Origin of the sequence: Myceligenerans indicum (genome assembly GCF_016742955.1) — a bacterium.
Lineage (GTDB): Bacteria > Actinomycetota > Actinomycetes > Actinomycetales > Cellulomonadaceae > Myceligenerans > Myceligenerans indicum.
Window position 1 is genome coordinate 44,144 of the sequence record NZ_JABBYC010000002.1, and the last position, 25,294, is coordinate 69,437.

The 25,294-nt window shown below is 71.4% G+C and carries 24 protein-coding genes; 8 read left to right on the plus strand and 16 right to left on the minus strand.

Annotation, left to right across the window (positions count from 1 at the left end):
- Positions 1 to 75 precede the first annotated feature (75 nt).
- Positions 76 to 489 (minus strand): hypothetical protein, encoded by a 414-nt coding sequence (locus HGK34_RS02475; protein ID WP_201844997.1) that lies wholly within the window; start codon positions 487 to 489, stop codon positions 76 to 78.
- Here HGK34_RS02475 and HGK34_RS02480 point away from each other — a divergent pair.
- The 3 genes from HGK34_RS02480 to HGK34_RS02490 all read left to right on the plus strand — a co-directional run bounded on the left by HGK34_RS02480 (position 488) and on the right by HGK34_RS02490 (position 3,683).
- Positions 488 to 1,711 (plus strand): MFS transporter, encoded by a 1,224-nt coding sequence (locus HGK34_RS02480; RefSeq protein ID WP_201844998.1) that lies wholly within the window; start codon positions 488 to 490, stop codon positions 1,709 to 1,711. The genes HGK34_RS02475 and HGK34_RS02480 overlap by 2 nt on opposite strands.
- Positions 1,712 to 1,771: 60 nt before the next feature.
- On the plus strand, positions 1,772 to 2,815 hold the full coding sequence (locus tag HGK34_RS02485; protein WP_307815682.1) for a DNA polymerase III subunit beta family protein: 1,044 nt from the start codon (positions 1,772 to 1,774) through the stop codon (positions 2,813 to 2,815).
- Positions 2,816 to 3,047: 232 nt separating this feature from the next.
- A complete protein-coding gene (locus tag HGK34_RS02490) occupies positions 3,048 to 3,683 on the plus strand; it encodes a gamma carbonic anhydrase family protein (RefSeq protein ID WP_201845000.1) in 636 nt (211 codons plus the stop codon).
- 67 nt (positions 3,684 to 3,750) lie between these two features.
- Here HGK34_RS02490 and HGK34_RS02495 read toward each other — a convergent pair whose 3' ends face one another.
- The 5 genes from HGK34_RS02495 to HGK34_RS02515 all read right to left on the minus strand — a co-directional run bounded on the left by HGK34_RS02495 (position 3,751) and on the right by HGK34_RS02515 (position 8,093).
- Positions 3,751 to 5,547 (minus strand): HNH endonuclease signature motif containing protein, encoded by a 1,797-nt coding sequence (locus tag HGK34_RS02495; RefSeq protein WP_201845001.1) that lies wholly within the window; start codon positions 5,545 to 5,547, stop codon positions 3,751 to 3,753.
- Positions 5,548 to 5,868: 321 nt separating this feature from the next.
- Complete coding sequence (locus HGK34_RS02500) at positions 5,869 to 6,243, minus strand: NYN domain-containing protein (protein ID WP_201845002.1); 375 nt, start codon at positions 6,241 to 6,243, stop codon at positions 5,869 to 5,871.
- Positions 6,244 to 6,412: 169 nt separating this feature from the next.
- Positions 6,413 to 7,066 carry an HAD family hydrolase gene (locus tag HGK34_RS02505; RefSeq protein ID WP_201845003.1) on the minus strand — a complete coding sequence of 218 codons (654 nt, stop codon included), beginning with the start codon at positions 7,064 to 7,066 and terminating at the stop codon, positions 6,413 to 6,415.
- A gap of 39 nt (positions 7,067 to 7,105) precedes the next feature.
- On the minus strand, positions 7,106 to 7,756 hold the full coding sequence (locus HGK34_RS02510; RefSeq protein ID WP_201845004.1) for a TetR/AcrR family transcriptional regulator: 651 nt from the start codon (positions 7,754 to 7,756) through the stop codon (positions 7,106 to 7,108).
- The gene (locus HGK34_RS02515) at positions 7,749 to 8,093 is read right to left on the minus strand and encodes a darcynin family protein (RefSeq protein ID WP_201845005.1); all 345 of its coding nucleotides are present in this window, start codon (positions 8,091 to 8,093) and stop codon (positions 7,749 to 7,751) included. Before HGK34_RS02515 ends, HGK34_RS02510 begins: the two co-directional genes overlap by 8 nt.
- Before the next feature lie 84 nt (positions 8,094 to 8,177).
- On the opposite strand from HGK34_RS02515, the gene HGK34_RS02520 reads away from it, so the two are divergent.
- Both HGK34_RS02520 and HGK34_RS02525 read left to right on the plus strand, forming a co-directional pair.
- Complete coding sequence (locus tag HGK34_RS02520) at positions 8,178 to 8,918, plus strand: SDR family NAD(P)-dependent oxidoreductase (protein WP_201845006.1); 741 nt, start codon at positions 8,178 to 8,180, stop codon at positions 8,916 to 8,918.
- Between the two features lie 149 nt (positions 8,919 to 9,067).
- Positions 9,068 to 9,523 carry an Hsp20/alpha crystallin family protein gene (locus tag HGK34_RS02525; RefSeq protein WP_201845007.1) on the plus strand — a complete coding sequence of 152 codons (456 nt, stop codon included), beginning with the start codon at positions 9,068 to 9,070 and terminating at the stop codon, positions 9,521 to 9,523.
- Positions 9,524 to 9,606: 83 nt separating this feature from the next.
- On the opposite strand, the gene HGK34_RS02530 is transcribed toward HGK34_RS02525, so the two are convergent.
- Positions 9,607 to 12,825 carry a glycosyl hydrolase family 95 catalytic domain-containing protein gene (locus HGK34_RS02530; RefSeq protein WP_201845008.1) on the minus strand — a complete coding sequence of 1,073 codons (3,219 nt, stop codon included), beginning with the start codon at positions 12,823 to 12,825 and terminating at the stop codon, positions 9,607 to 9,609.
- Between the two features lie 253 nt (positions 12,826 to 13,078).
- On the opposite strand from HGK34_RS02530, the gene HGK34_RS02535 reads away from it, so the two are divergent.
- Positions 13,079 to 13,750 (plus strand): FadR/GntR family transcriptional regulator, encoded by a 672-nt coding sequence (locus tag HGK34_RS02535; RefSeq protein WP_201845009.1) that lies wholly within the window; start codon positions 13,079 to 13,081, stop codon positions 13,748 to 13,750.
- A gap of 28 nt (positions 13,751 to 13,778) precedes the next feature.
- Here HGK34_RS02535 and HGK34_RS02540 read toward each other — a convergent pair whose 3' ends face one another.
- The 7 genes from HGK34_RS02540 to HGK34_RS02570 form a co-directional block, all read right to left on the minus strand.
- Positions 13,779 to 14,780, minus strand: coding sequence for an ABC transporter substrate-binding protein (locus tag HGK34_RS02540; RefSeq protein WP_201845010.1), 1,002 nt, complete (start codon positions 14,778 to 14,780; stop codon positions 13,779 to 13,781).
- Between the two features lie 82 nt (positions 14,781 to 14,862).
- Complete coding sequence (locus HGK34_RS02545; RefSeq protein ID WP_201845011.1) at positions 14,863 to 15,891, minus strand: ABC transporter permease; 1,029 nt, start codon at positions 15,889 to 15,891, stop codon at positions 14,863 to 14,865.
- A complete protein-coding gene (locus HGK34_RS02550; RefSeq protein WP_201845012.1) occupies positions 15,888 to 17,414 on the minus strand; it encodes a sugar ABC transporter ATP-binding protein in 1,527 nt (508 codons plus the stop codon). Before HGK34_RS02550 ends, HGK34_RS02545 begins: the two co-directional genes overlap by 4 nt.
- Positions 17,411 to 17,851 carry an RbsD/FucU family protein gene (locus tag HGK34_RS02555; protein WP_201845013.1) on the minus strand — a complete coding sequence of 147 codons (441 nt, stop codon included), beginning with the start codon at positions 17,849 to 17,851 and terminating at the stop codon, positions 17,411 to 17,413. The genes HGK34_RS02550 and HGK34_RS02555 overlap by 4 nt, the downstream gene beginning before the upstream one ends.
- On the minus strand, positions 17,845 to 18,711 hold the full coding sequence (locus HGK34_RS02560) for an amidohydrolase family protein (RefSeq protein ID WP_201845014.1): 867 nt from the start codon (positions 18,709 to 18,711) through the stop codon (positions 17,845 to 17,847). The genes HGK34_RS02555 and HGK34_RS02560 overlap by 7 nt, the downstream gene beginning before the upstream one ends.
- Complete coding sequence (locus HGK34_RS02565; RefSeq protein ID WP_201845015.1) at positions 18,708 to 19,682, minus strand: aldo/keto reductase; 975 nt, start codon at positions 19,680 to 19,682, stop codon at positions 18,708 to 18,710. The genes HGK34_RS02560 and HGK34_RS02565 overlap by 4 nt, the downstream gene beginning before the upstream one ends.
- Positions 19,679 to 20,980 (minus strand): L-fuconate dehydratase, encoded by a 1,302-nt coding sequence (locus tag HGK34_RS02570; RefSeq protein ID WP_201845016.1) that lies wholly within the window; start codon positions 20,978 to 20,980, stop codon positions 19,679 to 19,681. Before HGK34_RS02570 ends, HGK34_RS02565 begins: the two co-directional genes overlap by 4 nt.
- A 145-nt stretch (positions 20,981 to 21,125) precedes the next feature.
- On the opposite strand from HGK34_RS02570, the gene HGK34_RS02575 reads away from it, so the two are divergent.
- Together HGK34_RS02575 and HGK34_RS02580 are read left to right on the plus strand one after the other, a co-directional pair.
- Positions 21,126 to 21,974 (plus strand): fumarylacetoacetate hydrolase family protein, encoded by an 849-nt coding sequence (locus HGK34_RS02575; protein ID WP_201845017.1) that lies wholly within the window; start codon positions 21,126 to 21,128, stop codon positions 21,972 to 21,974.
- 102 nt (positions 21,975 to 22,076) lie between these two features.
- Positions 22,077 to 22,835 (plus strand): SDR family NAD(P)-dependent oxidoreductase, encoded by a 759-nt coding sequence (locus tag HGK34_RS02580; RefSeq protein WP_201845018.1) that lies wholly within the window; start codon positions 22,077 to 22,079, stop codon positions 22,833 to 22,835.
- A 55-nt stretch (positions 22,836 to 22,890) separates the two neighbouring features.
- Here the strand turns inward: HGK34_RS02580 and HGK34_RS02585 are convergent, their stop codons facing one another.
- On the minus strand, positions 22,891 to 23,589 hold the full coding sequence (locus HGK34_RS02585; RefSeq protein ID WP_201845019.1) for an MBL fold metallo-hydrolase: 699 nt from the start codon (positions 23,587 to 23,589) through the stop codon (positions 22,891 to 22,893).
- Positions 23,586 to 25,241, minus strand: coding sequence for an FAD-dependent monooxygenase (locus tag HGK34_RS02590; protein WP_201845020.1), 1,656 nt, complete (start codon positions 25,239 to 25,241; stop codon positions 23,586 to 23,588). Before HGK34_RS02590 ends, HGK34_RS02585 begins: the two co-directional genes overlap by 4 nt.
- Positions 25,242 to 25,294 lie beyond the last annotated feature (53 nt).

Consider the following 25,294-nt stretch of genomic DNA (forward strand, 5'->3'; position numbering starts at 1 on the left):
TTCGGCGGACCTCCGACGCGCCGTCACCACAGGTCAGATGACGGTGCAGCGCCGTCGACCGCGCCATTCGTGGATCTACCGCCTCACCGGCGAGTGCTGGTCTCCTGTGCGGGCACGACGGCGGTGCGCTTGCTGCGGGTACGGGGTCGTCCGGCTCTCCCGCTGGAACCGGCGGTAGAAGTCCCCCAATCCTTCGTGGTCGCCCGCGAGCACCCAGTCGGTCGTCATGGTGTGCACGGCCAGTTCCCGCCAGGCACCGAACCCCGGACCGCCGATGGTGCCGACGCCGTAGTGGCAGAACATCGGCAGGTCGAACAGATTGGCCGTGGAGTGCAGGTTCTGCGGCCGCCGCTCCAGATCGGTCAAGCGCACCTGTTTGACGAAGACCGGCGTTCCTTCGACCTCCAGCAACACGGCCTGCCCACCGATCCCGGCACCTGCCGCCGCCGTTGACCCTCGACCTGGTCGACCCCGCAGGCTCACCGTCATGTCCACTCCCTTCCCCCGTTCCTGGCTGGCCTTCCTCGCCGCGAGCACACTCAGCCAGCTCGGCAACTCGGTCCTCTGGTTCGCCCTGGGCTGGGCCGCCGCCTCGCACGGCGGTCAGGTCGCGGCGCTCGTCCTGACGGCATCAGGCCTGCCACGGCTGCTGCTGGTGCTGGTCGGCGGCTCGGTGGCCGACCGCGTCGGCGCCAGGCGGCTGCTCATGTGCTCCGAGTCCGTCATGGTCGTCGCCTGCCTCGTCCTCGCTGCCGCCCTGCGCGCCGTCGGCCCGGCCACCTGGCTGCTGGCCGCTGCCGGCCTGGCGTCCGGCGTCGTCTCGGCCTTCTCCCTGCCCGCCCTCGGGTCGATGCCGCGCCGCCTGGTGGACGACGCCGGACTGCCTCGCGCGATGGCCCTGCGCCAGGGGCTCGGCCAAGCGGTCCTCCTTGCCGGCGCACCGCTCGGCGGAACCCTCGTGGGCTCCGTTGGCCTGCCGACGATCGCCCTCGCCGACGCCGTCTGCGGTGCCGCGGTGATCGGCGTGCTGGCGGTGATCCGGCTCCGGCGTGACGTGGGCCCGCCCGCCGAGGCGCTGTGGCGGTCCCTGTCGGACGGTGGTCGCGTCGTGGCCCGCACCCGCGGCCTGCCGGGAGCTCTCGGCCTGACCGGCACCGTGGCCGCCGTCGTCCTGCCGGTGTCGTCGCTGCTGATCCCTCTGCTCGGGCGGGATTCCGGCTGGGGTGCCGGTACGACGGGGATGGTGGTCGGCGCCCAGGCGGCAGGGTCGATCGTCGCCGCGCTCGTCGTGGCGCGGACCGGAACGTCGCTGTGGACCGGGAAGGCCGTGGGGCTGGGCCTGGCTGCCGCAACGGTCGGAATGGGGTGTATCGGTGCCGGAGCGGGGGTCCCACCCCTCGTGGCCGGCGCAGCGATGCTTCTCGGAGCCGGGACGGGGGTTGCCGTCGCTCATCTGGCGCCGTTCGTCCTGGGCAGCGCGCCGCGAACGCATCTGGCCCGGGTGCAGGCGTGGGTCGCGGTGGCGCAGCTGGGGCCGGTGGTGATCTCCAACAACTTGCTCGGTGCCGTGGCCGAGTGGACCTCCTCCGGCATCGCTCTGGGATGGTGCGCCGTCGTGCTCGGAGCGTGTGCTGTGGCGGCGGTGCGGCTTCGAGCCGCTCCGCAGGTACCGGAGCCGGCGCCCGCGGCACGTATTCCGGCAGAACCATGAGGGATCGGGACAGGCGTGGGCATGGACCCTCGACCGGGTCGAGGGTCCATGCTTGTCCCCGTGCCCCACGACAAGACGCTGACCGTCGGCGAGTTCTCCCGCGTCTCCGGCCTCCCGGTCAGCGCCCTGCGCTACTACGACGCTGCCGGTGTGCTCCCTCCCGCGCAGGTGGACCCGGTCTCCGGCTACCGCCGGTACACGCCGGACCAGCTGGAACACGCCCTGCTGGTCGCCGCGCTACGCCGCGCCAGGATGCCACTGGCAGACATCACGCACGCACTGGCGGCCGACCCCGTCACCGCGCGCCGGATCGTCGACGCCCATCAGCGACACCTCGACGCCGAGTTCGCCGCGGCGACCGCGCACCTCGACGGGGCGCGCCGGCACCTGTCGGCGACCACCAGCCTCACCGTGGACGCCGGCGCCCTGCGCGTGGCGCTCCGTGCGGTGCGCCACGCCGTCGGCGAGCATCCTGCCTGGCAGTCGCTGCACGGGGTGCTGTTCGACGTCGTAGGCACCGCCCTCCGGCTCGTCGCCACCGACCGACATCGACTGGCCCTCAGCACGGTCTCGGAGGTGGAGACGGCCGGTCCGCCGGTGAGAGTCGTCGTTCCGTCCGCGGTGGTGGACGGCTTCCTGGGAGGGGACGCACCGGGGCAGGTCAGCGTGACTCTCTCGGCACAGCACGTCACGCTCGGCGATGACGAGGGCACGCCGGTGGAGGCGGTCTACCCCGACTACGAGTCGCTGATCACCCGGCACTGGCGGCAACCGGTGAACGCACGCACGGACAGCCGGTCCCGCGCCGGGGAACCGGTGGTCGTCAACGCACCCGACCTGCTGGCGCGCGTCGCGCCCGAGAAGCACTCACCGATGTCACCCCGCGAGCTCGTCCACCTGCGGCTGGACTCGGGCGCTCTCCGGATCGGCGACGCGGAGCGCGGCATCGCCTTCGACCGCAGCTACGTGGCCGACGCCGTACGCTCCTTCGGCGCCACCGACGTCCGGCTGGCGCTCGGCAGGCGCGACACTCTTGGGCTTGCCACCGTGCACACCCAGAGCACCCTCGCGCTCCTCATGCCGGTGCGGGTCGGCGCCGCGTGAACGTCGGGTCCGGGCGTCGAACCAGCACCGGACCGTCGGTTCCGATGCACCGCGAGCGCCTCATGGTTCACCGGGACATGGCCGCGGGCGACACGACTCCACCAGGACGGGCTGGAGCCGCATCAGTTGCCCTCGCCCTGTGGAGCCTCGGATCGCGGAGGCTCGGACCTCGGTGAGCACGGCGTCTGAAATCCGCCAGCATGTTCGCCCTCGACCAGGTGAGAATCCGTTCGTGAGCGCTGAACCGCAGGGAATCCGCATCCGACACCGCGGGCACGAGCCGCAGGTCCATCCCACCGCCTACGTCGCGCCGACAGCCACGCTGGTCGGTGATGTCCGTGTGGGGCCGAGGGCGCGAGTGATGTACGGCGCGGTGCTCGATGCCGAAGGGGCTCGGATCGAGGTCGGCGAGGCTGCGGTGATCTGCGAGAACGCGGTGCTGCGCGCATCCACGGTCGCGGGTGATCAGCCGGTGGTTGTCCACGACCACGTCTTCGTGGGACCGCACGCCACGCTGCTGGGCTGCGAGGTCGGCAGGTGCGTCTACGTGGCGACCTCGGCAACCGTCCTGCAGCAGGCACGGTTGGGCGCCGGCTCGGTGGTCGCCGTCGGCGCACTCGTCCATGCACGCACCGTTCTGCCCGACGAGCATTTCGTGCCGCCGCACACCGTGGCGCTGGACGAGCCGGTTCGGCTGCTGGCCCCCGGCGATCCGGGCCTGGCCGGGGCCATCGGGCGGGTGGGTTTCGCGCAGACGGCGTTCGGCATCGACACGGAGTGGACCGACCGGATCAGCCGCTACGAACAGATCACGGAGGTGCGCGTCGCCGAGTTCGGCGCACACGCCGACGACGACGCACTCGGCTGACGCCGCACGCGGATGGACTGGCGCGCGGAGCACGGCGGACGTGGCTCCGGGCACCGACCCCCGAGGATCAGAAGGGTGGCGGGCCCATACCTGCTGGGGGTGTGTCGGTCTTGTCGGTGCTTGGTGTCTCGGTGAGTGTCATGCCCCGGGTGAGTGCGTAGCGCACTGTGGGGTCGATGATGGTGGGATCGACGACCGTACGGGTGCCGGTAGGTGCGGTCCAGTGGGTGGCCCCGGTAACTGGGTCACGCGTGACGCGCCAGCCCGCGTGCGTCTTGAGATTGTGATGCCTCCGGCACAGCGGATGGAGGTTCATGGCACGGGTCTGGCCGGGCTCGCCCGGGGAGTGGTCGTGGTCGAACGGTTCGATGTGGTCCAGATCGGTTGATGCTCTGCCGCCGCTGCGGGCAGGTCGGTCACATCCGGGGAACATGCAGGTCAGGTCCCGAGCAGTGACGGCGGCACGCAGACTGGCACCCGGGGCGTAGGTCTGCGTGGAGTAATCGCGCAGGATGCCGGATTCCGGGTCGGTGAGCAGCCGCCGCCAGGTGCCGTCGGCGGCGATGCGTGCGGCATCCGAGGCAGGGATCGGGCCGAGGCCTTCCAGAACGCCGGGGGTCATGTCGACCGGGTTCAGCAGCATGGTGGCAGGCACGGTCACGTTGATGGTCGCGGGCACCTCGATCACTCGTACCCGTGTGCCGGCGGCCGCAGCATCGGCAGGAGTCGCAGCGCCGGTAGGCGCGGGGCCGGTCAATCGGGCGCCGGAAAGGTCGTGCGGGACGGGGATCAGGTCGGTGTCCAGCACAGGCTCGACGAGCGGCGCCGGTTCGGGCAGGCTTGCGCTTGCGTTCGTTCCGTCGTCGACGACGACGCCAGTTCGGTCGATGGCGTCGGTGGCGCCGTCGGTGGCGCCGTTCTCGACCGTGTCCGGGCAAGGCAGCACGAGGTCACCCGTGACCAGCGCGGTCAGTGCCGCAGCTCGCAGGGCGCCCAGCGGCCGGGTCTCCCCGGGAACGTCCTTCAGGGCCGCGGCGGCCGCCTGGACGCCGTTGAACGTCCGGGCCGCGTCCACGACCGGAAGATCCGCCACGATCCGGCCACGGCCGGGCCCGGCCTGCTCAGCCCACACGTTGCACCGGTCCAGGATGTCGCGCCGCCGAGCCTTCCTGCCGTGCAGGGTTGCCGCGCGGGCGTTCATCTGCTCGCTGATCCACTTCCACGTGCGCGTGGGGGCGGCGGGGAGCAGGTCCTGGATCGCCTCGCCCCGCTCGACGGGTGTGAGCTCGGCTCCGGCACGCAGGAACGTGTCGGTCTTCTTCACATCCACCTGCCCGGCCGAGAGCGCCTCGGCCAGTAGCGGGTACAGCTCCAGCCCTTCGCCCCGCATCGCGATCTGCCACGCCTCCGAGGTGGTCACGCGTAGTTCGTCGGAAAACTCCCCGGTCACCGAGTCCCTGCCCAACGGACCCTCCGTCCGCGCCAACAACTCCGCCGCGACCCGCGCCTGCCCGGCTCGCGCCCACGAGATCAACCGCTCCCACCCCGCCGCGACCCGACGGAGCTCACCGTCGTCCAGGGCACCGAGACCGCCCGCCGCAGCCGGGGCCTCGCCGTCGATCGCGTCGTCAACCCCGGTCACGTCTCGCAGCGCTGCCGCCAACAGCACATCCGGACGCATCCGGGCAATGTCCCGCAGCAGGAACGTTGACCGGTCCACCACCTGGCCCGGCCGACGGTCCGGGCCCAGCGCGGCACTCGCTGCCACCTCAGGATCGTCGAACGGATTCGTCGCCAGGATCGCCGCGAGCTCCTCCTCGCTACGATCCGGCACCGGCATCGGGAACCCGAGTTCGTCCACCATCTCCACATCGTCGAACGGGTCCTCAGTGACCCCGACAGGAAACACGTCAAAGGCAGGGGCGCGCCCAGCACCGTCGTCGAACACGACACACCCCTCCTTCTCGAGCCGCGAAGCTTCGGCCAAGGCCTTTACCTCTATGTCACACGCACCTGCTTGCGTTGTGTTCGATCCTATGCCTGGCATTACCCCTTCGCGACCGGAGAGGAAGATCTGTGGATAAACGGCATCGCCAGCACAGATCTCGCCTCATATCGCGTTCGACGCCGACCGACGGCACCCACCGCAACCCTCAGACGGGCCTCACGGACCGGGGACCGCGCCTCACCCCGGCAGCTCGTCGAGGAAGGCCCCGGACCCGCGGACGTCCGCGCCGAGGTCGCGCACCCGCTCCGCCAGTTCGCGATCCGAGGTGACGACCCGCACCGCCGTCGGATCATCGGACGCCGTCACGAGCTCGACGATCCGGTCGTCCGCAGCGTTGCGCCCACCGGGCGCCCACACGACACGCACCCGTTCGACGACGCCGAGGTCGCGCGGGCTGCCGTCGAGCACGAGCACGACATCGTCGTCGACGCTCCGCGCCCAGTGGTCGACCTGCGCGGCGAGGCGCCGCATGGCACCGGTGCGGTCACGCCACCAGCCGTCCGGCCGGGTGCCGATGACGTTCATCCCGTCGATCAGGACCGTGACGGTCATGCACGCCGCACGTTGCGAGCCGCGGTGTGGCCACTGGTCCTGTCCGTGTTGTCGCGCACCCGGTGAGCCTACTCGTCAGGGATGGCCGGCGGCGCCGCCCACCCCGAGCAGCGGCGCGACTCCGGCTGCTGAACGGCTCCGTACAGATGTTGCCGGCCGCCGGACACAGTCACGACCGCCGGGAGATCTCCGCGATCGCCGCCACCGTGCTCCTGGCCGCGATGTCCGGCCGCTCGGCCGCACCGTCCCAGACCCGCCCGTGGCTGATCCAGGCGGTCCGGACGCCCGCGGCCTGCCCGACGGCGACGTCGGCGTGTGCCGCATCGCCGATCATCCACACCGCGTCCCGTGGTGCGTCCGTCTCCCCGAGTGCCTCCAGAGCCAGCGCGACCATTCTCGGGTCCGGCTTCTCGACACCGACCTCGCCGGAGACCACCACGGCGTCGACCCTCCGGTCGATCCCGGACAACGCGAGCTTGCCGCGCTGCTGGTGCGCCACCCCGTTCGTCACGACGGCCGTCTTCTCGCCACGCGCCCGCAGCGTGTCCAGCGTCCCGGCGACCCCCGGGTAGGCGGCGATGTTGGCGCGGATGCCCGCGCGGAAGGCTGCGATGGTCTCGGGCACGGACAGCTCCCATCCCAGCCGTTCCCGGACGACGGCGGCCAAGTCCTCCTTGCGCGAGAACCCGCCGTCGTCCGCGGCCACGATCGCCGCGAGGTCCGCGTCGTCACCACCGCGTGCGCCGACCTCGCCCGCAGCCCAGGCGCGGAAGGCCGCCTGCCGGTCGACGAGAGTGTTGTCCAGGTCGAAGAGCCAGATCACGTCGTCGACTGTAGACGAGCGGGGCACGGGCGCGTCCTGCTAGTTCACGCCGTCGCTCGGGATCCTGCCGGCGTCCGAACGATCCGAACCGGGCAGCGCCGGATCGACGACCAGCTCGGCGAGCTCGGTCGCGAGCCCGGCCGGGACGGGATCACCCGTGACGAGCAGCCGGAGGTAGACCGGTCCGAGCAGGAGATCGACGGCCAGGTCCACGTCGGCCGGGCGCAGGCGGTGCTCCGCCTGCGCCCGGCGGAGCACCTGGCGCAGCACCTCGCGCCGTTCCCGCTCCACCTCGTGCAGGGCCGCGGCGAGCTCGGGTGAGCGCGGCAGCTCACTGACCAGCCCGGCGATGACACGGCCGAGCTCGGTGCCGGTGAGCAGGGACACCGTGTTGGACAGCACGGTGACGAGGTCCGCGAGAGGATCCTCGGTGTGCGGCGCCTCCGGGTTGGCCTGCGCGAAGGCGTCGCGGACCGCAGCCGCGACCAGCTCGGTGCGCCCCGCCCATCGACGGTAGACCGTGGGCCGGGAGACACCGGCACGGGCAGCGACGGCGTCGACCGACACTCCTGCGGCTCCGCCTTCCGCCAGGAGTTCGACCGTGGCTCGCAGGATGCGCGCCGAGGCTTCTCCGCTGCGCGGGCGGCCCGGCGCGGGTGGCCGGCCCGGCGCGGGTGGCAGCTCATTCATGGGACGCCCCCGCGTGCACGCCGACGGCGGCGTCGTAGGCGACGAAGCCGTCCTCGATCCCCATGGCCACCTGCTTGACCTCGACGTACGGCACGGAGAACAGCTCGGTGTCCCGGACGGCCTCCCAGAACATGTAGTACGCCGAGAGGTCCTCGGTCTCCACGAACAGGATGTCGCTGTAGTCGGCGCAGAACGCCTCCGCGTCGAACCAGCGCAGCCGCAGCCCCTCCGCCCGTGCGGCCAGGGCCTGGACGTCTTCCCAGACCCGGGCACGCTCCCCGCGCTCCAGCCGGAGCCAGGCGGGCTGGAACTGCAGCATGTTCATCACGACATACATCAGGACTCTCCCTACTTGTCACGCTCACATCGACACCATTACATTACAGCACTGTCTTGTAATGCTAAGAATGGGAGGGCACCCGTGTCCAGAACCGGGCAGTCAGGGGTCAGTGTCGTCACCGGAGGCACCGCGGGCGTGGGCCTCGCCCTGGCGCGACAGCTCGCCGAGCGGGGCGAGCAGGTGGTCGTCTGCGGGCGCGACGCGGGCCGGCTGGCGGCCGCCGACGCCCTCACGGGCATCGAGGCCGTCCGCTGCGACCTGGCCGTGGAGAGCGACGTCACCGCACTGGCCGATCGGCTCCGCACCAAGGGCGGGATCCGCCTCCTGGTCAACAACGCGGCCGTGCAGTACGAGTACCAGGTGACCGAACGCTCGCCCGCCGAACTGCTGCGCGACACGACCACGGAGATCGGCGCCAATCTGACCGGACCGGTCACGCTCACCGCCCTGGCCCTGCCCCTCATGGCGCACGGGGGCACGATCGTCAACATCACCTCGGCCCTCGCCCTGACCCCCAAGCGGTCGGCCCCGGTCTACTGCGCCACCAAGGCCGCGCTGCGCAACTACACCACGGCGCTGCGCTACCAGCTCGCCGACGACGAGCGGCGCATCCAGGTGACCGAGGCCATGCTGCCTCTGGTCGACACGGCCATGACGGCCGGGCGGGGCAGCGGGAAGCTCAGCCCGGAACAGACGGCCACCGAGCTGCTGCGCGGACTCGACCGGAACCGTCCGGTCGTGCGCGTCGGCAAGATCCGCGTCCTGGCGGCCCTGCACCGGCTGTCCCCCGCCCTGGTGGCGCGCCTGCTGCGGGACGGCTGACGAATGCCGGAAATCCCTGGACGACGGACAGGCACTCTCCAGGTTGGAGTGCTAGAACGGATGGTGTAGCCGGACGGCGGTGAGGACCGCCGTCGAGCGCCGCGGCCCCGGAGCCGCCGGGGCCGCATCGACGTGGGAGGTGATGCGCGATGGCTACTTATTGGGACCCGTTCCAGGAGATGGACAGGCTGTTCGGCTCGTTCGCGAGCAACGCGCGGCAGGCCGGCGGGCTTCCTATGGACCTCTTCCGCACGGGCGACCACTACGTCCTGTCCATGGACCTGCCCGGTGTCGACCCGGGCACCATCGACGTCTCGGTCGAGGACCGGACACTCACGATCCGCGCCGAGCGCACGCAACGTTCCGGCGACGACGCGCAGTGGCTGGTCCGTGAACGGCCCACGGGCACGTTCGCCAGGCAGCTCACGGTGGGGCGCGGGCTCGCGCTGGACAGCATCTCCGCCTCGTACTCCGACGGCGTGCTGTCCCTGACCATCCCGGTCAGCGAGGAGGCCAAGCCGCGCAGGATCGAGGTGGCACACTCCGCCGACACCACCACGATCGACCAGGGTGCGGCCAAGGGCAGTCACACGATCGAGCCCTGACCGCCGCCGCCGACAGATGGGCGCACGACGTCGTGGGTGCGTGACCGCGTCGGTCGCGCACCCACGACGTCATCGCCGCCCTCCTACATGACCCATTTCTGAGCCAGCGAGGAGTTGCAGGTCCAGAGTTCCAGTTCCGTTCCCGGGTTGGATGAGCCACCCGGTACGTCGAGGCACTTGCCGCCGACACCCGTGATCGAACCGTCGGCGTTCAGCGTCCACTGCTGGTTCGCCGAGCCGCTGCACGTCCACAGGATCACCGGCGTCCCGTTGGCGGACGACCCGCCCGACGCGTCCAGGCACAGACCACCACCGGCGGTGATCGGACCACTGGCGCCGCCCAGCAGCCACCGCTGGTCCGGCCCGCGGTCGCAGTTCTCGATGCGCGCCGCGCCACCGCGGCCCGACGCCGTCATGCAGAGGTTCGACGCCGGGTTCACCAGGCCGGTCGACCAACGCTGGTTGTCGGTGCCGTGGCAGTCCCACAGCTGCAGCCGCGTGCCGTTCGCCGTCCCCTCGTCGCGGGCATCGAGGCACTTCCCGCCGATGCCGGTGAGGTAGCCGTCCGGGGTCAGCGTCCACTGCTGGTTGGCACCGGCGTGGCAGTCCCACAGGATCACGGGGGTACCGTTCGCGGACGACCCGCCCGACGCGTCCATGCACTTGCCGTCGACGCCCACGATCCGGCTGGTGGCCGGGTCGAAGCGCCAGTCCTGCGACGCCGCGCCCACGCAGTCGGAGATGACGACGTCGGTGCCGCCGGCGCCACTGCCTCCGGCCGTGTCGACGCATCTGCTCGATCCCACGCCGACGATGGGGCCGGACCCGGCCGGTGCCGCGGACGCGGTGCCGGAGAGCCGGTAGGCATGGCCCTCCGTGGCGATGAAGGTGATCCGGTCACCGCTCACCGTCCCCGGCACGGACTGCCCGGTCGACGTGTCGACCAGCGTGTGCGGCCACGGGACCACGCTGCTGCGCACGGTGAGCTCGCCGGACATCGCGGGAGTGACAGTGGCCGTGGTCCCACCGGCAGAGGTCCAGGACACGTCGACGGTCGCGCCGCCCCTGGCCTTGAGGCCGGTCACCGAGCCGTCGGCCCACACGGAGGGTTTGGCGGGCAGCACGTGGATCTCGTCGTTCTGGCTCTGCACCAGCATCTCGGTCATACCGGCGGTTGCGCCGAAGTTCCCGTCGATCTGGAACGGCGGGTGGGTGTCGAACAGGTTCGTCAGGGTGGAGTTGCGCAGCTGTTCGGCCAGCAGCTTGTGCGCGCGGTCGCCGTCGAGCAGGCGTGCCCAGAAGTTGATCTTCCAGGCCTTGCTCCAGCCGGTGCCTCCGTCGCCGCGGGCGTTCAGCGAGACAGCGGCGGCCTCGCCGAACGCGCCGCCCGCCTGGATCTGGTGACCGGGGTGCAAGGCGTAGAGGTGGGACACGTGCCGGTGGGTGTCGGTCTGGCTGTCCCGGTCGTCCTTCCACTCCTGCAGCTGACCCCACGAGCCGGCCTGCAGCCCGGGGTCGAGGTCGTCGAGGGCGGACTGGATCTGCGCGCGGAGCGTGGGATCCACGCCGAGTTCCGTGGCCGCGTCGATCGTGTCGGTGAACAGGCCGTGGACGATCTGTTGGGCCATCGCGTCACCGGAGGTGAAGTCGCCGTGCTCGGGCGAGAAGCTGGGAGTCACGACGAGCTTGCCGTCACGCGGGTCGGTCCGCAGGTTCGCCAGCCAGAACTCGCTGGCCCCCTTCAGCACCTGGTAGGTGCGATCCAGTTCCTCGGGATCCCCGGTGAACGTCGCGAGGTCGTAGAGCTGGCTCGCCAGCCAGCCGTTGGCCTCCGGGAACCAGAAGGACTCCGCATAGGTGTGCACGCCGGTGAAGCCGAACGGGTTCGTCTCGTTGTGGACCACCCATCCCGGCGAGTCGAACATCTCCTGGGCGGTCACCTGCCCCGGGGCCATCATTTGCTCGACGTACCGCAGGTAGGGCTCGGCTGTCTCGGACAGGTTGGTCTGGCCCGCAAGCCAGTAGTTCATCTGCACGTTGATGTTGGTGTGGTAGTCCGAGTTCCAGGGCGGCGAGGTCGAGTCGTTCCACACGCCCTGGAGGTTGGCGGGCAGTGACCCCGGCCGGGACGACGCGATCAGCAGGTAGCGGCCGTACTGGTAGAACAGCGCCTCGAGCGCGCGGTCGTCGGCCGACGAGCCGCCGGTGTAGGCGGCGAGAAGGTCGTCGGTCGGCTTGTCCGGCATGACCTGGCCGATGTCCAGGGAGACGCGGTCGAACAGAGCCTTGTGGTCGGCGACGTGGTCGGCGCGCAAGGTCTCGTACGACGTCGCGGACGCGGCGTCGACCGCCGACGTGACGGCCGCGTGCGGATCGGTTCCACGGTAGGTCGGGTAGGTGTCGGCGTAGTCCGTTCCCGCTCCGAGCACGAGCGTGGCGCTGTCCGCGCCGGTCACCGTCACGGTGTCGCCGTCGCTGGAGACGGCACCACCGTCCGCGAGCACCTGCACCTGGGACTCGAAGACCATCCCGTTGTCGGCCAGGGTGCCCCGGATCGTCAGGCGGCCGTTCGCCGCCGTCGCGGAGAAGTCCGATCGCGGCGACGAATAGCGCAGGGTGAACGACACCTCGCCGGGTTGATCCGCACCCAGCCGCCCGACGATCACGTCGCCGGGGTTGCTGGCGAAGTACTCACGGGTGTGGTGGACACCGTTGTGGGTGTAGCTCACCGCCGCCACGCCCTCGGCGATGTCCAGCTCGCGGCGGTACCCGGAGTACGGCGTCTGGTCCGCCATGTCGAGATGCAGGTCGCCGAACGTCTGGTACGCACCGAACGCGGTCTTGGGCTGGCCGAGCTTGCCCACGACCCAGGTCGGACTCGCCGAGCCGTTCTGGTCGATCGCGGCGACGACCTCGTCGATGGCCCCGGGCCGGGGCGAGGTCCAGTTGCCGAAGTTGTAGCCGGACGCCCCCGGGCCACCGGTCCACAGGGACTTCTCGTTGAACTGCAGCCGCTCCGACGCCACACCCCCGAACACCATCGCTCCCAGCGCACCGTTGCCGATGGGCAGGGCCTGGGTCTCCCAGTCGGTCGCGGGCTCGTCGTACCAGAGCGTGTCGGGGTCGGCGTCCGCCTGCGCGGCGACCTCGGCGGCCTGCGCGGGCAGCACGACCATCGGGGTGCCGAGCAGAAGGGCCAGTGCTGCCGCGGCCGCGGACCGCCCGGCGCGGCGTGGTGGCAGGGTGCCCGAGCGGGTGGGGCGTGTGGCGCGCGGGGCGCACGACCGTACTTCGTCAGTCATCTTCGGCCTCCGAGTCAGGGACGTCGTCGTCCTCGTCACGCCGCCCGTGCACGCGGGCGACGCTCGCAGGCATTCAAGCAACGTGTTCGGAGCTTTGTCAATGAAACACCCGATGTCTAAGGTGTTCCGTGAGCAACTTTCCGCAGACATCTCCCATGATGGGACCGATCAGAGCACTTCTTCCCTCACATAGATCGGATGTCTGGAGGCCAGGTGATCTGATGTCTCGCGCGGAAGGAGATACGATCCGACCATGGCCGTCACCGACGAAGCGATCCTGCGCATCAAGGGGATGATCCTGGCGGGCGACCTCGCCCCCGGGGATCGACTCCCTCCCGAGAAGGAACTGAGTGAGCGGCTCGGACTGTCGCGCTCGTCGTTGCGCGAGGCGGTCAAGGCACTCGACCTGATCCGCGTGCTGGACGTCCGCCGCGGCGACGGCACGTACGTCACCAGCCTCGAGCCCCGGCTGCTGCTCGAGGCGATGTCGTTCGTCGTCGATCTGCACGACGACCAGTCGGTGCTCGAGATCTTCGCGGTCCGCCGGATCCTCGAGCCCGCGGCGTCCGCGCTCGCCGCGCGGCACGCCGATGCGGAGGCCCTGACGCGCCTCCGCGGGCTCGTCGCGGGCGTCGACGACGGCGCCGACGTGGAGAACCTGGTCGATCACGACCTCGAGTTCCATCGGGGCATCGCGGAGGCGACGGGCAACACGTACCTCGCGAGCCTCATCGACTCCCTCTCGAGCCACACGGTCCGCGCGCGGATCTGGCGCGGTATCACGCAGGAGAACGCGGTGGACCGCACGCTGCGGGAGCATCACGCGATCCTGGACGCGATCGCGGCGGGCGACGCCGACCTCGCGTCCGCCCTCACGATCGTGCACGTCTCAGGGGTGGAGCAGTGGCTCCGCGGCGCTCTCTGAGCCGCCGCGGAGCCCCCGGGTCCGCCTTCTACTCGTAGAGCACGGCCTGGATCTCGTCGTCGTCGATGTTCGACGTGTCGTACCAGTAGAAGCCGGTGTCGATGGTCTCGGGCAGTTCCTTGCCGTCGATCGCCTCCACGGCTGCCTTGACCGTCTCGTAGCCGATGCCGACGGGGTTCTGCGTGATCGCGCCGAGCATGAGACCGTCGCGGATGGCATCCATCTGCGCCTGGCCGGAGTCGAAGCCTACGACGGCGAGCGTCGCGGGATCGATGCCGAGCTCCTTGACCGCCTGCACGACGCCGATCGCCGAGCCCTCGTTCGAGCCGTAGATGCCCTTGAGGTCGGGGTTGGCCGAGAGGATCGCCTTCGCGAGGTCGGCCGACTTGGCCTGGTCACCGCCGCCGTACTGGATGTCGACGATCTCGATTCCGGGCTCGTTCGCGTCCATGTAGTCGACGAAGCCGTCGCGGCGCTGCTGGCCGGTGACCGAGGTCTGGTCGTGCACGACCATCGCGACCTTGCCCTCGTGCCCGACGGCGTCGGCGAGGTGCTCGGCGGCCGCGGCGGCCGCGGCGAGGTTGTCGGTGGCCGCGGTGGTCAGCGGGATGTCGCTGTCCACTCCCGAGTCGAACGCGATGACCGGAACCCCCTGGTCGTTCGCCTGCTGCAGGAGCGGGCCCGCCGCCTGGCTGTCGAGCGCCGCGAAGCCGATCGCGGCGGGGCTCTTGTCGAGGGCGGTCTGCAGCATCTGGATCTGCTGCTCGACGTCGGCCTCGGTGTCGGGCCCCTCGAACGTGATCTCGACGTCGTACTCGTCGGCCGCCTGCTCGGCCCCGGTCTTCACGGCCTGCCAGAACTGGTGCTGGAAGCCCTTCGAGACGAGCGCGACGTACGGCTTGTCGCCGCCCGAGGCGGCGGTCTCGCCGCCGGTGTCGCTCGCGCAGCCCGCGAGGGCGAGCGCGGCGACGGCCAGGCCGGCGACGGCGCCGGTGGCGCGCTGGGGGAACTTCGTGTGCTTGTGGAACATGGTCACACCCTTGTGAATCTCGCTGTGTCGTGGATTGATGGGTCTGGATCGGTCGGGTCCGGGCCTCGGGGAGCCCGGACGTCTAGGCCCGCCGGCGTCGCAGCATGTCGAGGTAGACGGCGATGAGGATCACGACGCCGACCGCGACGGACTGCCATTCCTGCGGGACGGAGATGATGCGCAGGCCGTTCGTCAGCGTGGCCATGATGAGCGCGCCGATGACGGTGCCGACGATGGACCCCTTGCCGCCCTGCAGCGACGTGCCACCGATGACGACCGCGGCGATCGCCTCCAGTTCGAGGCCCATCCCTCCTGTCGGCTGCGCCGAGGAGAGGCGGGAGGCGGAGAGCACGCCTGCGAGCCCGACGAACAGGCCCGACAGCGTGTAGATGGTGAGCTTCCAGCGCCGCACGTTGACGCCCGAGAGCGCCGTGGCGGCCTCGTTCGAGCCGATCGAGAACGCGTAGCGGCCCACGATGGTCCTGGACAGGAGCAGCGCGGCGGCGACGATCATGACGACGAAGATCGCCACGCCCATCGGGAAGCGCAGGCCCGGGACGATCGACAGGTTCATGATGTCCTGGAACTCGGGGGTGTCGTTGAAGTAGATCGGCTTCGTGCCCGAGATGACGAGCGACAGGCCCGCGGCGATGAGCATCATCCCGAGCGTCGCGATGAACGGCGGGATGCCGAGCACCGAGACGTTGACACCGTTGATGAGGCCGAGCAGGGCGCCGAACAGGACGGTCGCCGCGACGCCCGCCCACAGGGGCCACCCCCAGTAGGTGAGGAACACCCCGGCCATCACGCCGCAGAACACCATGCCCGTGCCGATGGACAGGTCGATGCCACCGGTGATGATCACGAACGTCGTGCCGAGGGCCAGGATGCCGGTCACCGTCGCCGCGGTCAGGATCGAGACGAGGTTGTTCGCGGTGAAGAAGTGCGAGCTCGCGAACGAGAAGAAGACGACGATGACGATGAGGCTGGCGGCCGCGAGCAGCTGTTGCAGCGACCCGCGCAGGCGGGCGAAACGCGCGGGGCCGGCATCGAGCGCGGAACCGGCCGCGGCGGAGCCGTTCTCGCTGGTCGTCAGGCTGGTGGGGCTCATAGCAGGGTTCCTTCGGCGCTGAAGCGGGTGGCGTGGTCCATGACGATCTCCTGGGTGGCGTCGGCGTTGTCGAGCACGGCGGTGAGTCGTCCCTCCGCCATGACCGCGATCCGGTTCGCGAGGCGGAGCACCTCGGGCAGCTCGGAGGAGATCATGACGACCGCCTTGCCCTGGTCGGCGAGCTCGCGCAGCAGCACGTAGATCTCCTCCTTCGCGCCGACGTCGATCCCGCGCGTCGGCTCGTCGAAGATCAGCACGTCGCAGTCCTTCGCGAGCCACTTGGCGATGACGACCTTCTGCTGGTTCCCGCCGGACAGGTTGCGCACGAGCTGCCCGGTGGACGGGGTCTTGATCCGCAGCTTCCGCACGTACTCCTGGCCGGTGGCTTCGATGCGCCCGCCGCGCACGAAGCCGAGCGCGCCGACGTAGTCCCTGAGGGAGGCGAGCACGACGTTCTCGCGGACGCTACGTTCCAGGAGCACGCCGAGATGCTTGCGGTCCTCCGAGAGATAGCCGATGCCCAGGCGCGCGGCGTCCGCGGGGTTCCGGATGTCCGCCTCACGCCCGTGCACCGTGATGACTCCCGACTCGCGCCGGTCCGCACCGACGATCGCGCGCGCGACCTCGGTGCGTCCCGCGCCCATCAGGCCGGCGAACCCGAGGATCTCGCCGGCGTGCACGTCGAAGCCGACGTCACGCAGCAGGTGTTTCGTCGACAGGCCCCGCACGGAGAGGACGGGTTCCGCGCCGGACGGGACCGGCGCGGGCCGTTGCTCGCCGCCCAGTTCGCGGCCGACCATCAGCGAGATCACCTCGCGCTGGTCGGTCGCCGCCGTGTCGAGCGTGTCGATGTAGCGGCCGTCGCGCAGCACGGTGATGCGGTCGGAGATCCGGGAGAGCTCCTCCATGCGGTGGGAGATGTAGATCACGCCCGTCTCGGGCGACCGGAACCGGTCGATGAGCTCGAACAGCACGTCGACCTCGGCGTCGTTGAGCGCCGCCGTCGGCTCGTCCATGATCAGGACCTTCGCGTCGAACGAGAGCGCCTTCGCGATCTCCACCATCTGCTGGCGGGCGACGGTCAGGCGGGAGACGGGCTCGGCCGGGTCGAGGGCGAGGCCCAGATGGTCGAACAGGTCACGGGCGCGCCGGTTGAGAGCGCGGTCGTCCAGGAACACACCGGCCGACCGCCGCTCACGGCCGATGAAGATGTTCTGCGCGACCGTGAGGTCGGGCATCAGGTTGAACTCCTGGTGGATGATGCTGATGCCCAGCTCCTGCGCGTGGCGCGGCCCCTCGATCGCGAGCTCGCGGCCGTTCAGGCGGAACGTGCCGGCGTCGGGCGTGTGGATGCCGGCCAGGAGCTTCATGAGGGTGGACTTGCCGGCGCCGTTCTCACCGACGAGCGCGAGGACCTCGCCGTGGCGCAGGTCCAGCCGCACGTCGTCGAGCGCCTGCACACCCGGGAAACCCTTGCTCACGCCGTCGAGCTCGAGCAGCGGCGTGGCGGCCACGGCGCTCATCGCGCGGCCTCCCGCGGCGTGTACTCGTTCACCACGCCCTTGCGGAGGATCAGGTTCCCGTAGGGGCGCAGCTCGCCCGTGCGGACGACGAGCCCGGCGCGGGCCGCCCGCTCGTAGAACGCGTGGCGTTCGAGTTCGCCGATACGCTCGACCGTGGCTTCGGCGGCGGCCACCAGGTCCCTCTGCACCGGGGTCGTCTCGCCGCCCTCGGCGGCCATCAGCAGCACCGACTCGCCGTCGTAGCCGTCCAGCGGGACGACGGTGCGGATCGCGGCGACGACGTCGGCGGCCGCAAGGCCGGGTGTCTCGACGAGGTTCCGGGCGAGCCGCCTGGACGGGAAGTTCGCGTCGGCCACGACCAGTTCGTCGCCGTGCCCGAGGTGGTCGAGCGCGGCGAGGAGATCGCCGACGAGGACCGGGGAGATTCCGCTCAGCACTGGTTTCTCTTCCTTGAGATCTCGTTGAGTCCGTAGATGTGCTCGGCGTTGCCGCCGAGGACGGCGTCCCGCTCGCCGGGGGCGAGCCGGTCCAGGCAGGCTCGCATCACGTCCCAGGTGTGCCGGTACCCGCCGTGAGGAACCGACATCGGCCAGTCCCCGCCATACATGACGCGATCCGCCCCGAACGCCTCGAGCGCGACGTCCAGCAGCAGGCCGACGCCGGCCTCCGTGAACGGCACGCCCGGCAGGTGCAGGCCGGAGAACTTCACGACGGCGTTCGGCGCGGCGGCGAGGCGATCGAGCTGGGCCCGCCACTCACCGAGGCCGTGGCCGCCGGCCGGTGGTTTGCCGAGGTGGTCGAGCACGACGGTGAGCTCCGGGAGGTCCCGTGCCAGGCGCGCGGCCGCGTCCAGGTGACGCGGCCAGGCGTCCGGCACGTCGAAGGTCAGGCCCTGGGCGGCGACCCGGCCCAGCGACGCGCGCACGTCGGGCAGATCGAGGAAGTCGTCACGGGGGTCGTCGTGCACGAGATGACGGACGCCGCGCAGCAGCGGCTCCCCCTCGAGAGCCACGAGCGCCGCGGCGGCGCCGGGTTCGCTGTCCAGCGGCACCCAGCCGACGACGCCCGCGACCCAGTGGTGCGCCCGGGCGACCTCGAGCATGAATTCGGTGTCGCTCGTGGTGTCGTCGGCCTGCACGAGCACGGCGGCGTCGACGCCGGCGGCGGTCAGCTCGACCTCGGCGTCGCCCGGGCCGAAGCTGCGGTGGAGCGGCCCCAGCTCGGGCGTGATCCACGCGTAGTCGCTGCGCGGGAGGTCCCAGAGGTGCAGGTGCGAGTCGATCACCCGGCCGGTCATGGGATCAGTCCTTCGTCGCGGAGGCCCGACCAGAGCTCCTCGGGGATCGTGGCGTGGCTCCGCTCGGCGTTCTGCCGGACCGAGCCGGCGCGGGCCGACCCGACCACGACCGATCGAACGGCGGGGTGGCGCAGCGGGTACCGGAGGGCGGCGGTGGGCAGCGGCACGCCGTGGCGGCGGCAGGCCGCCGCGAGGTCGCGGGCTCGGCGCAGGACGTCGTCGGGCACCTCGCCGTAGTCGTAGTGGGCGCCGGCTGCTGGTTCGTCGGTGGCGAGGAGGCCGGAGTTGTAGGGTGCCGCGGCGACGACGCCGACGCCGCGCTCGGTGCACAGCGGCAGGAGTTCGGCGAGGGCGGGCTGTTCGAGCAGGGTGTAGCGGCCCGCGATCATGACGAGGTCGAGGTCGCCCTCGCGCACCGCCCGTACGGCGGTGCCGACGTCGTTGGTGCCGATGCCGATCGCGTCGACCACGCCCTCCTCGCGGAGCCGTGCGAGTGCGGGCAGGCCTTCGGCGAGTCCGCGGTCGAGGTCGTAGGCGTCGGGGTCGTGGAGGTAGGCGATGTCGATCCGGCCGAGCCCGAGGCGCCGGCACGAGTCCTCGATGCTGCGGCGGATCCCGGCCTCGCTCGGGTCGAAGCGGCGCACCATGTCGTCCGGCACCGCGAACCCGTGGGCGAGGTCGTCGCCGCCGGTGAACCGGGGGTTCGGGTCGAGCGCGCGGCCGACCTTCGTCGAGACGACGACCTCGTCGCGCGGCCGGGCCCGCAGGAAGGCGCCCAGCCGGCGTTCGGACAGGCCGAGCCCGTAGTGGGGTGCGGTGTCGTAGTAGCGGATGCCGCTCTCCCACGCGGCCTCGAGTGCGGCGGCGGCCGCGTCGTCGGACACCTCGCGGTACAGGTTGCCGATCGGCGCGGCGCCGAAGCCGACCGGGCCCAGCCGTTCGGGTGCGGTCACGGCGGGAGCGCGCGTCATGCCCGCGCCTCGACGTCCGCCCCGGCCCAGGTGTGGGCGGCGATCGACGCGGGTCGCATCTCGGTTCCCGCGCCCGCCGCCATGGGGGTGACGTACCGGCCGCGCACGACCTCGGTGGGCGTGACGAAGTGCTCGTGGAGATGGTCGACGTACTCGATCATCCGGCCGTCCATGGTGCCCGACACGGCGACGTAGTCGAACATCGACAGGTGCTGGACGGCCTCGCAGAGGCCCACGCCGCCGGCGTGCGGGCAGACCGGCACCCCGAACTTCGCGGCCAGCAGGAGGTTCGCGATGTTCTCGTTCACGCCGCCCACGCGGGTGGCGTCGATCTGCATGACCTGCATGGCGCCCGCCTGGAGGAGCTGCTTGAACACGATGCGGTTGGCCACGTGCTCGCCGGTGGCGACGGGCACGGGGCTGACGCCCCGGGCGATCGCGGCGTGGCCGAGCACGTCGTCGGGGCTCGTCGGTTCCTCGATCCACGCGGGCCCGAACGGTGCGAGCGCGTTCACCCAGGCGATCGCGTCGGCCACGTCCCAGCGCTGGTTGGCGTCGATCGCGATGGGGAAGTCCGGGCCGACGGCGCGGCGGGCGATCCCGAGCCGGCGCACGTCGTCGTCGAGGTCGGCGCCGACCTTGAGCTTGATCTGCCCGAAACCGTCGGCGACGGCCTCGCGGCAGAGGCGCTCCAGCTTCGCATCGGAGTAGCCGAGCCAGCCGGGTGTCGTCGTGTAGGCGGGATACCCGGTCTCGATCAGGTGCGCGGTGCGCTCCGTGCGGCCGGGTTCGGCGTCGCGGAGGATCGCCAGGGCCTCGTCGGGCGTGAGGGCGTCGGTCAGGTACCGGAAGTCGACGAGCGACACGAGTTCCTCGGGGTCGAGGCTCGCGAGGTGGAGCCAGAGCGGCCGGCCCGCACGCTTGGCCCGCAGGTCCCACAGGGCGTCGACGACGGCGCCGATGGCCATGTGCATCACGCCCTTCTCGGGACCGAGCCAGCGCAGCTGGGAGTCGTGGGTGAGGCGTCGCGACGCCGCCCCCATGTCGGCGAGGAGTTCCTCGACGTCGAGCCCGACCAGGTGGGCGCGCAGGGCGTCGATGGCCGCGACCTGGACGTCGTTGCCGCGGCCGATCGTGAACACGAACGCGTGTCCCTCCAGGCCGTCGGCGGCGTCGGTGCGAATCGTGACGTAGGCCGCCGAGTAGTCGGGGTCGGGGTTCATCGCGTCCGACCCGTCGAGTTCGAGGGAGGTCGGGAAGCGGATGTCCCGGGTGTCAACGCTGACGATCGTGCTCATGGCGTCCTTTCGTGGGCGGGCCGAGCATAGACATCAGATGTCTTGAGCGTCAAGGACTCGATCCTGTGCAAGAATCTTCAGGAATCGGCGCACCGGTCTCTGAAGAGTTCAGATGTTCGCCGCCCACTCGATGGAGAGGAAGAGCATGAGATTCGCCCGCCTCGGCAGCCCCGGAACCGAGACTCCCGTCGTGTTCGACGGCGATCAGGCGTACGACCTGAGCGGCCTGACGGCTGACGTCGACGGCACATTCCTCGCGTCCGACGGCGTCGCGCGCAGCCGGTCGGCACTCGCGGCCGGCACACTGCCGCTGCTGCCCGAGGCCGCCGCGATGCGGATCGGCGCGCCGATCGCGCGGCCCTCCGCCGTCTACTGCATCGGCATGAACTACGCGGCGCACGCCGCCGAGTCCGGCTCGGAACCGCCGACGGACCTCGTGATGTTCATGAAGGCACCGAACACGGTGGTCGGCCCGTTCGACGACGTCGCCATCCCGCCTGGCAGCACGAAGACCGACTGGGAGGTCGAGCTGGGCATCGTCATCGGGCACCGCGCGAGCTACCTGCCCTCGCTCGCCGAGGCCCGGAGGCACATCGCCGGGTACGTCCTGGCGAACGACCTCTCCGAACGCGACTGGCAGATCGCCGTCTCCGGCGGCCAGTGGTCGAAGGGCAAGAGCGCCCCCGGGTTCTGCCCGACCGGACCGTGGTTCGTCCCGGCCGGCGACGTCCACGCCGACGACGTGCGGCTCCGGAGCTTCGTGAACGGCGAGCCCCGGCAGGACTCCCGCACCAGTGACCTGATCTTCGGCATCGACCGGATCGTGTACGAGCTCAGCCAGGTGCTCACCCTCGAGCCCGGCGACCTCGTCCTCACCGGAACCCCCGAGGGCGTCGCGCTGTCCGGCCGCTTCCCCTACCTCGCTCCGGGCGACGTCGTCGAGCTCGAGATCGAGGGGCTCGGCCGCCAACGGCAGCGCGTCGTCGCCGCGTGAGAGCGGGGGCGGACACATCGCGCTCGGTCCGGACACGACCCGCGCTCGGCACCGCCGCACGCCTCACTCGGACAAGCCTCACTCGGAAAGGAACCTCCTCCCATGAACCAGGACCTCACCGGACTCGTCGCGATCGTCACCGGCGGCGCGTCCGGCATCGGCGCCGCGATCGCCGCACGGCTGCGTGCCGGCGGCGCGGCCGTCGCCGTCTTCGACCTGCGGCCCGACACCGCCCCGCACGCCGACCTCGCCCTCGCCGTCGACGTCGCCGACGACGCGAGCGTGCGTGCCGGGGTCGAGCGCGTGGCCGCCGAGTTCGGTCGCATCGACATCCTCGTGAACAACGCGGGAATCGGCGCGCAGGGCACCGTCGAGACCAACACCGACGACGACTGGCACCGCGTGCTCGACGTGAACGTCGTCAGCATGGCCCGCGTCAGCCGCGCGGCACTCCCCCACCTACGCCGGTCGCCCTCGGCCTCGATCGTGAACACGTCCTCGATCGCCGCGACAGCCGGGCTCCCCCAGCGCGCCCTCTACAGCGCGAGCAAGGGCGCCGTCGCCGCACTCACCCGCGCGATGGCCGCCGACCACCTGCGCGAGGGCATCCGCGTCAACGCCGTCAACCCCGGCACCGCCGACACTCCCTGGGTAGGCCGCCTGCTCGACTCGGCGCCCGATCCTGACGCGGAACGTGCCGCCCTGGAGGCCCGGCAGCCGCACGGCCGGCTGGTGGCCGCAGGCGAGGTGGCCGACGCCGTCGCCTACCTCACGAGCCCGGCCTCCGGTTCGACGACCGGCGTCGCGCTCGCCGTCGACGGCGGGATGCAGGAACTGCGGCTCCGGCCCTCGACGGCGTGACCTCCCGGCCGGGCCACGGCGGGACGGGCCGCGGCACGGGCCGGGAGCCCTGGGGTCAGCGGCGCGCGATCCGACCGAAGCCTCGCACCGAGTCCGCGGACACGGGACGACCGTGCCCCGGCAGCAACCTGCCCGGCTCCCGCGCCAGCACGGCGCGCACGCTCCTGGCGAGCTGGGCGGTGTCCTGGGCGAAGAACGGCAGCGCCGGGCGGTCACGCACCAGCATGCCGCCGGCCAGGAGGTCACCGACCAGGACATCGCGGCCGGTCCGGTGCAGCAGGCTGACGGAGCCCGGCGTGTGCCCGGGGGTATGCAGCACCGTCAGCGGCGCGCCGTGCTCCCCGAGATCGAAGCCGTCCTCCAGGACGACGTCCGGCCGGAACGCCGGGAAGGCCGGGCTCATGGTCCGGCGCAGCAGGCGCCCGAAGGGCCGCAGCGGCTCGTAGAAGTCGGAGCGACCACCCGCGGCCCAGTCAACCTCCTCCTGGTGCACGGCCACCGGCACGCCCAGCAGCCGGCGCAGTTCGGCGGCGCCTCCGGCATGGTCGGGGTGGCAGTGCGTGAGGACGATCAGGGAGATCTCCTCCCGTTCGACGCCGGCCCGCGCCAGGCCGCGCAGCAGCCGCCGCCCGCTTCCGGCGGGCCCGGCGTCCACCAGCACGGTCCGGTCACCCCGGACGGCGTAGGCGGTGGACTGGAGCAGGTCGACGGCAACCGTGCCCTCCGAGCCCCGTGCGTGCCGGCGCCCCCTCATGACCGGCCCGCCGGGGAAGGAGCACCCGCGCCGGCGTGCCCGGCCGGGACAGGGTCGAGGTACAGGGCGAGGCAGTCCTGGATCCGAGCGGGATCGGGCGGCCCGGCGTATCCGATGTGCCGGTCCGGCCGGATCAGGTAGGCCGTGATGCCGCGCCCGTAGAGCGGGGCGGCGATGCGTTCGCGGTCGAGCAGCACCGGGAGCCCCGAGGGCGCCGTGGTGCTCGCGACGTCCCAGGAGGTCGTCAGCAGTCGCACCGCGACCGCGCCGGGCCGGTGACGTTCGGTCAGGGCAGCCAGCTCGCGGGCCGGTCGTTGCAGACCAGCCCGGTCGTCCCCGGCGAGCAGCAGCGTGTGCCGGTCGCTCGGCAGCGTGTCGTGCAGGCGCACGGCCCGGTTGGTGACGCCGTCGAACAGCTCCGGGTCGGGCAGCCGGTCCCCCGCCCGCAGGTGCCGGACGCGCCCGCGGACCGCGAGGGTGCCCCGGTAGCTGTGGGCGAGCTGCGAGAGCCGGCGCGCCATCGTCCGCCGCAGGGGCGGGGTGGCGCGCAGCACCTTCATGACGGCGTCGCGCACGTGCCGGCGAGGGTCCTGGCGCAGGAGCATGGCCTGGGCCCCGAGGTGGGTGAAGGCCACGACCCGCTCGGCCACACGGTGCCGTTCGGCCTCGTAGCTGTCCAGCAGGCTCTCCGGCGCGGTTCCGGCGATCACGGCCGCCAGCTTCCAGCCGAGGTTGACCGCGTCCCCGACCCCGAGGTTCAGGCCCTGGCCACCGAACGGGGTGTGCACATGACCGGCGTCGCCGGCCAGGAACACCCGCCCCCGGCGGTAGCCGACGGCCTGCCGGTGGGCGAGGTTGAAGGTCCAGAACTGGTCGACCGACCGGATCGTCCCCCGGATGCCGGTGCGCGCCAGGGCGTGCTGGGCGTCGGCGAGGTCAGGCTCGATCAGTGCGCCGTCCCCGTCGCGGCGCTGCGTGTAGGCCAGCCGGTAGCGTCGCTCGCCGGGCAGCGGGAAGACGCCGTAGATGCCGTCCTTGTCGCCGCTGAAGGTCATCTCGTTGCGGGGCAGGGGCCAGTCGACGACCGCGTCGCCCAGCACCCAGTCGTCGGCGTAGGCGGCGCCCACGAAGTCCTTGCCGATCAGTGAGCGCACGGTGCTCCTGGCACCGTCGCAGCCCACCACCCAGTCCGCCGCGATGCTCTCGGTGGCGCCGTCGGGCGTGGTGACCGACGCGACCACCCCGTCGGCGGTCTGCTCGAGGGCGGTGCAGGCGGTGTCGCGCTCGACGTGGACGCCCGTCTCGGCGAGCCGGTCGATGAGGAGGTGCTCGGTACGAGCCTGCGGGATGTCCACCATGTGCGGGTAGGCGGTGTCGGCGAGGTCGCGGAAGTCCACGGCGATGCGGTCCCGGTAGCCGGTGCGCAGGGTGAGGACGTCGACCCGCTGGCCCTCGGCCAGTACCGGGCTCGCCACGCCCAGGTCCCGGAAGTGTTCCAGGGTGCGGGCGTGCAGGGCCGCGGACTTGGTGAGCTCCAGCACTCCGGCGTGCTTGTCGATGATGCGGCAGGCGATTCCGTGGCGGCGCAGCTGGATGGCCAGGACGAGTCCGGTGGGTCCTGCCCCGACGATCAGCACCTGGGTGTGCGGCATGGGCGGCCGCCTCCTTCTGTTCGATGCGATAAAAAGCGAGTGCTCACTCTTTT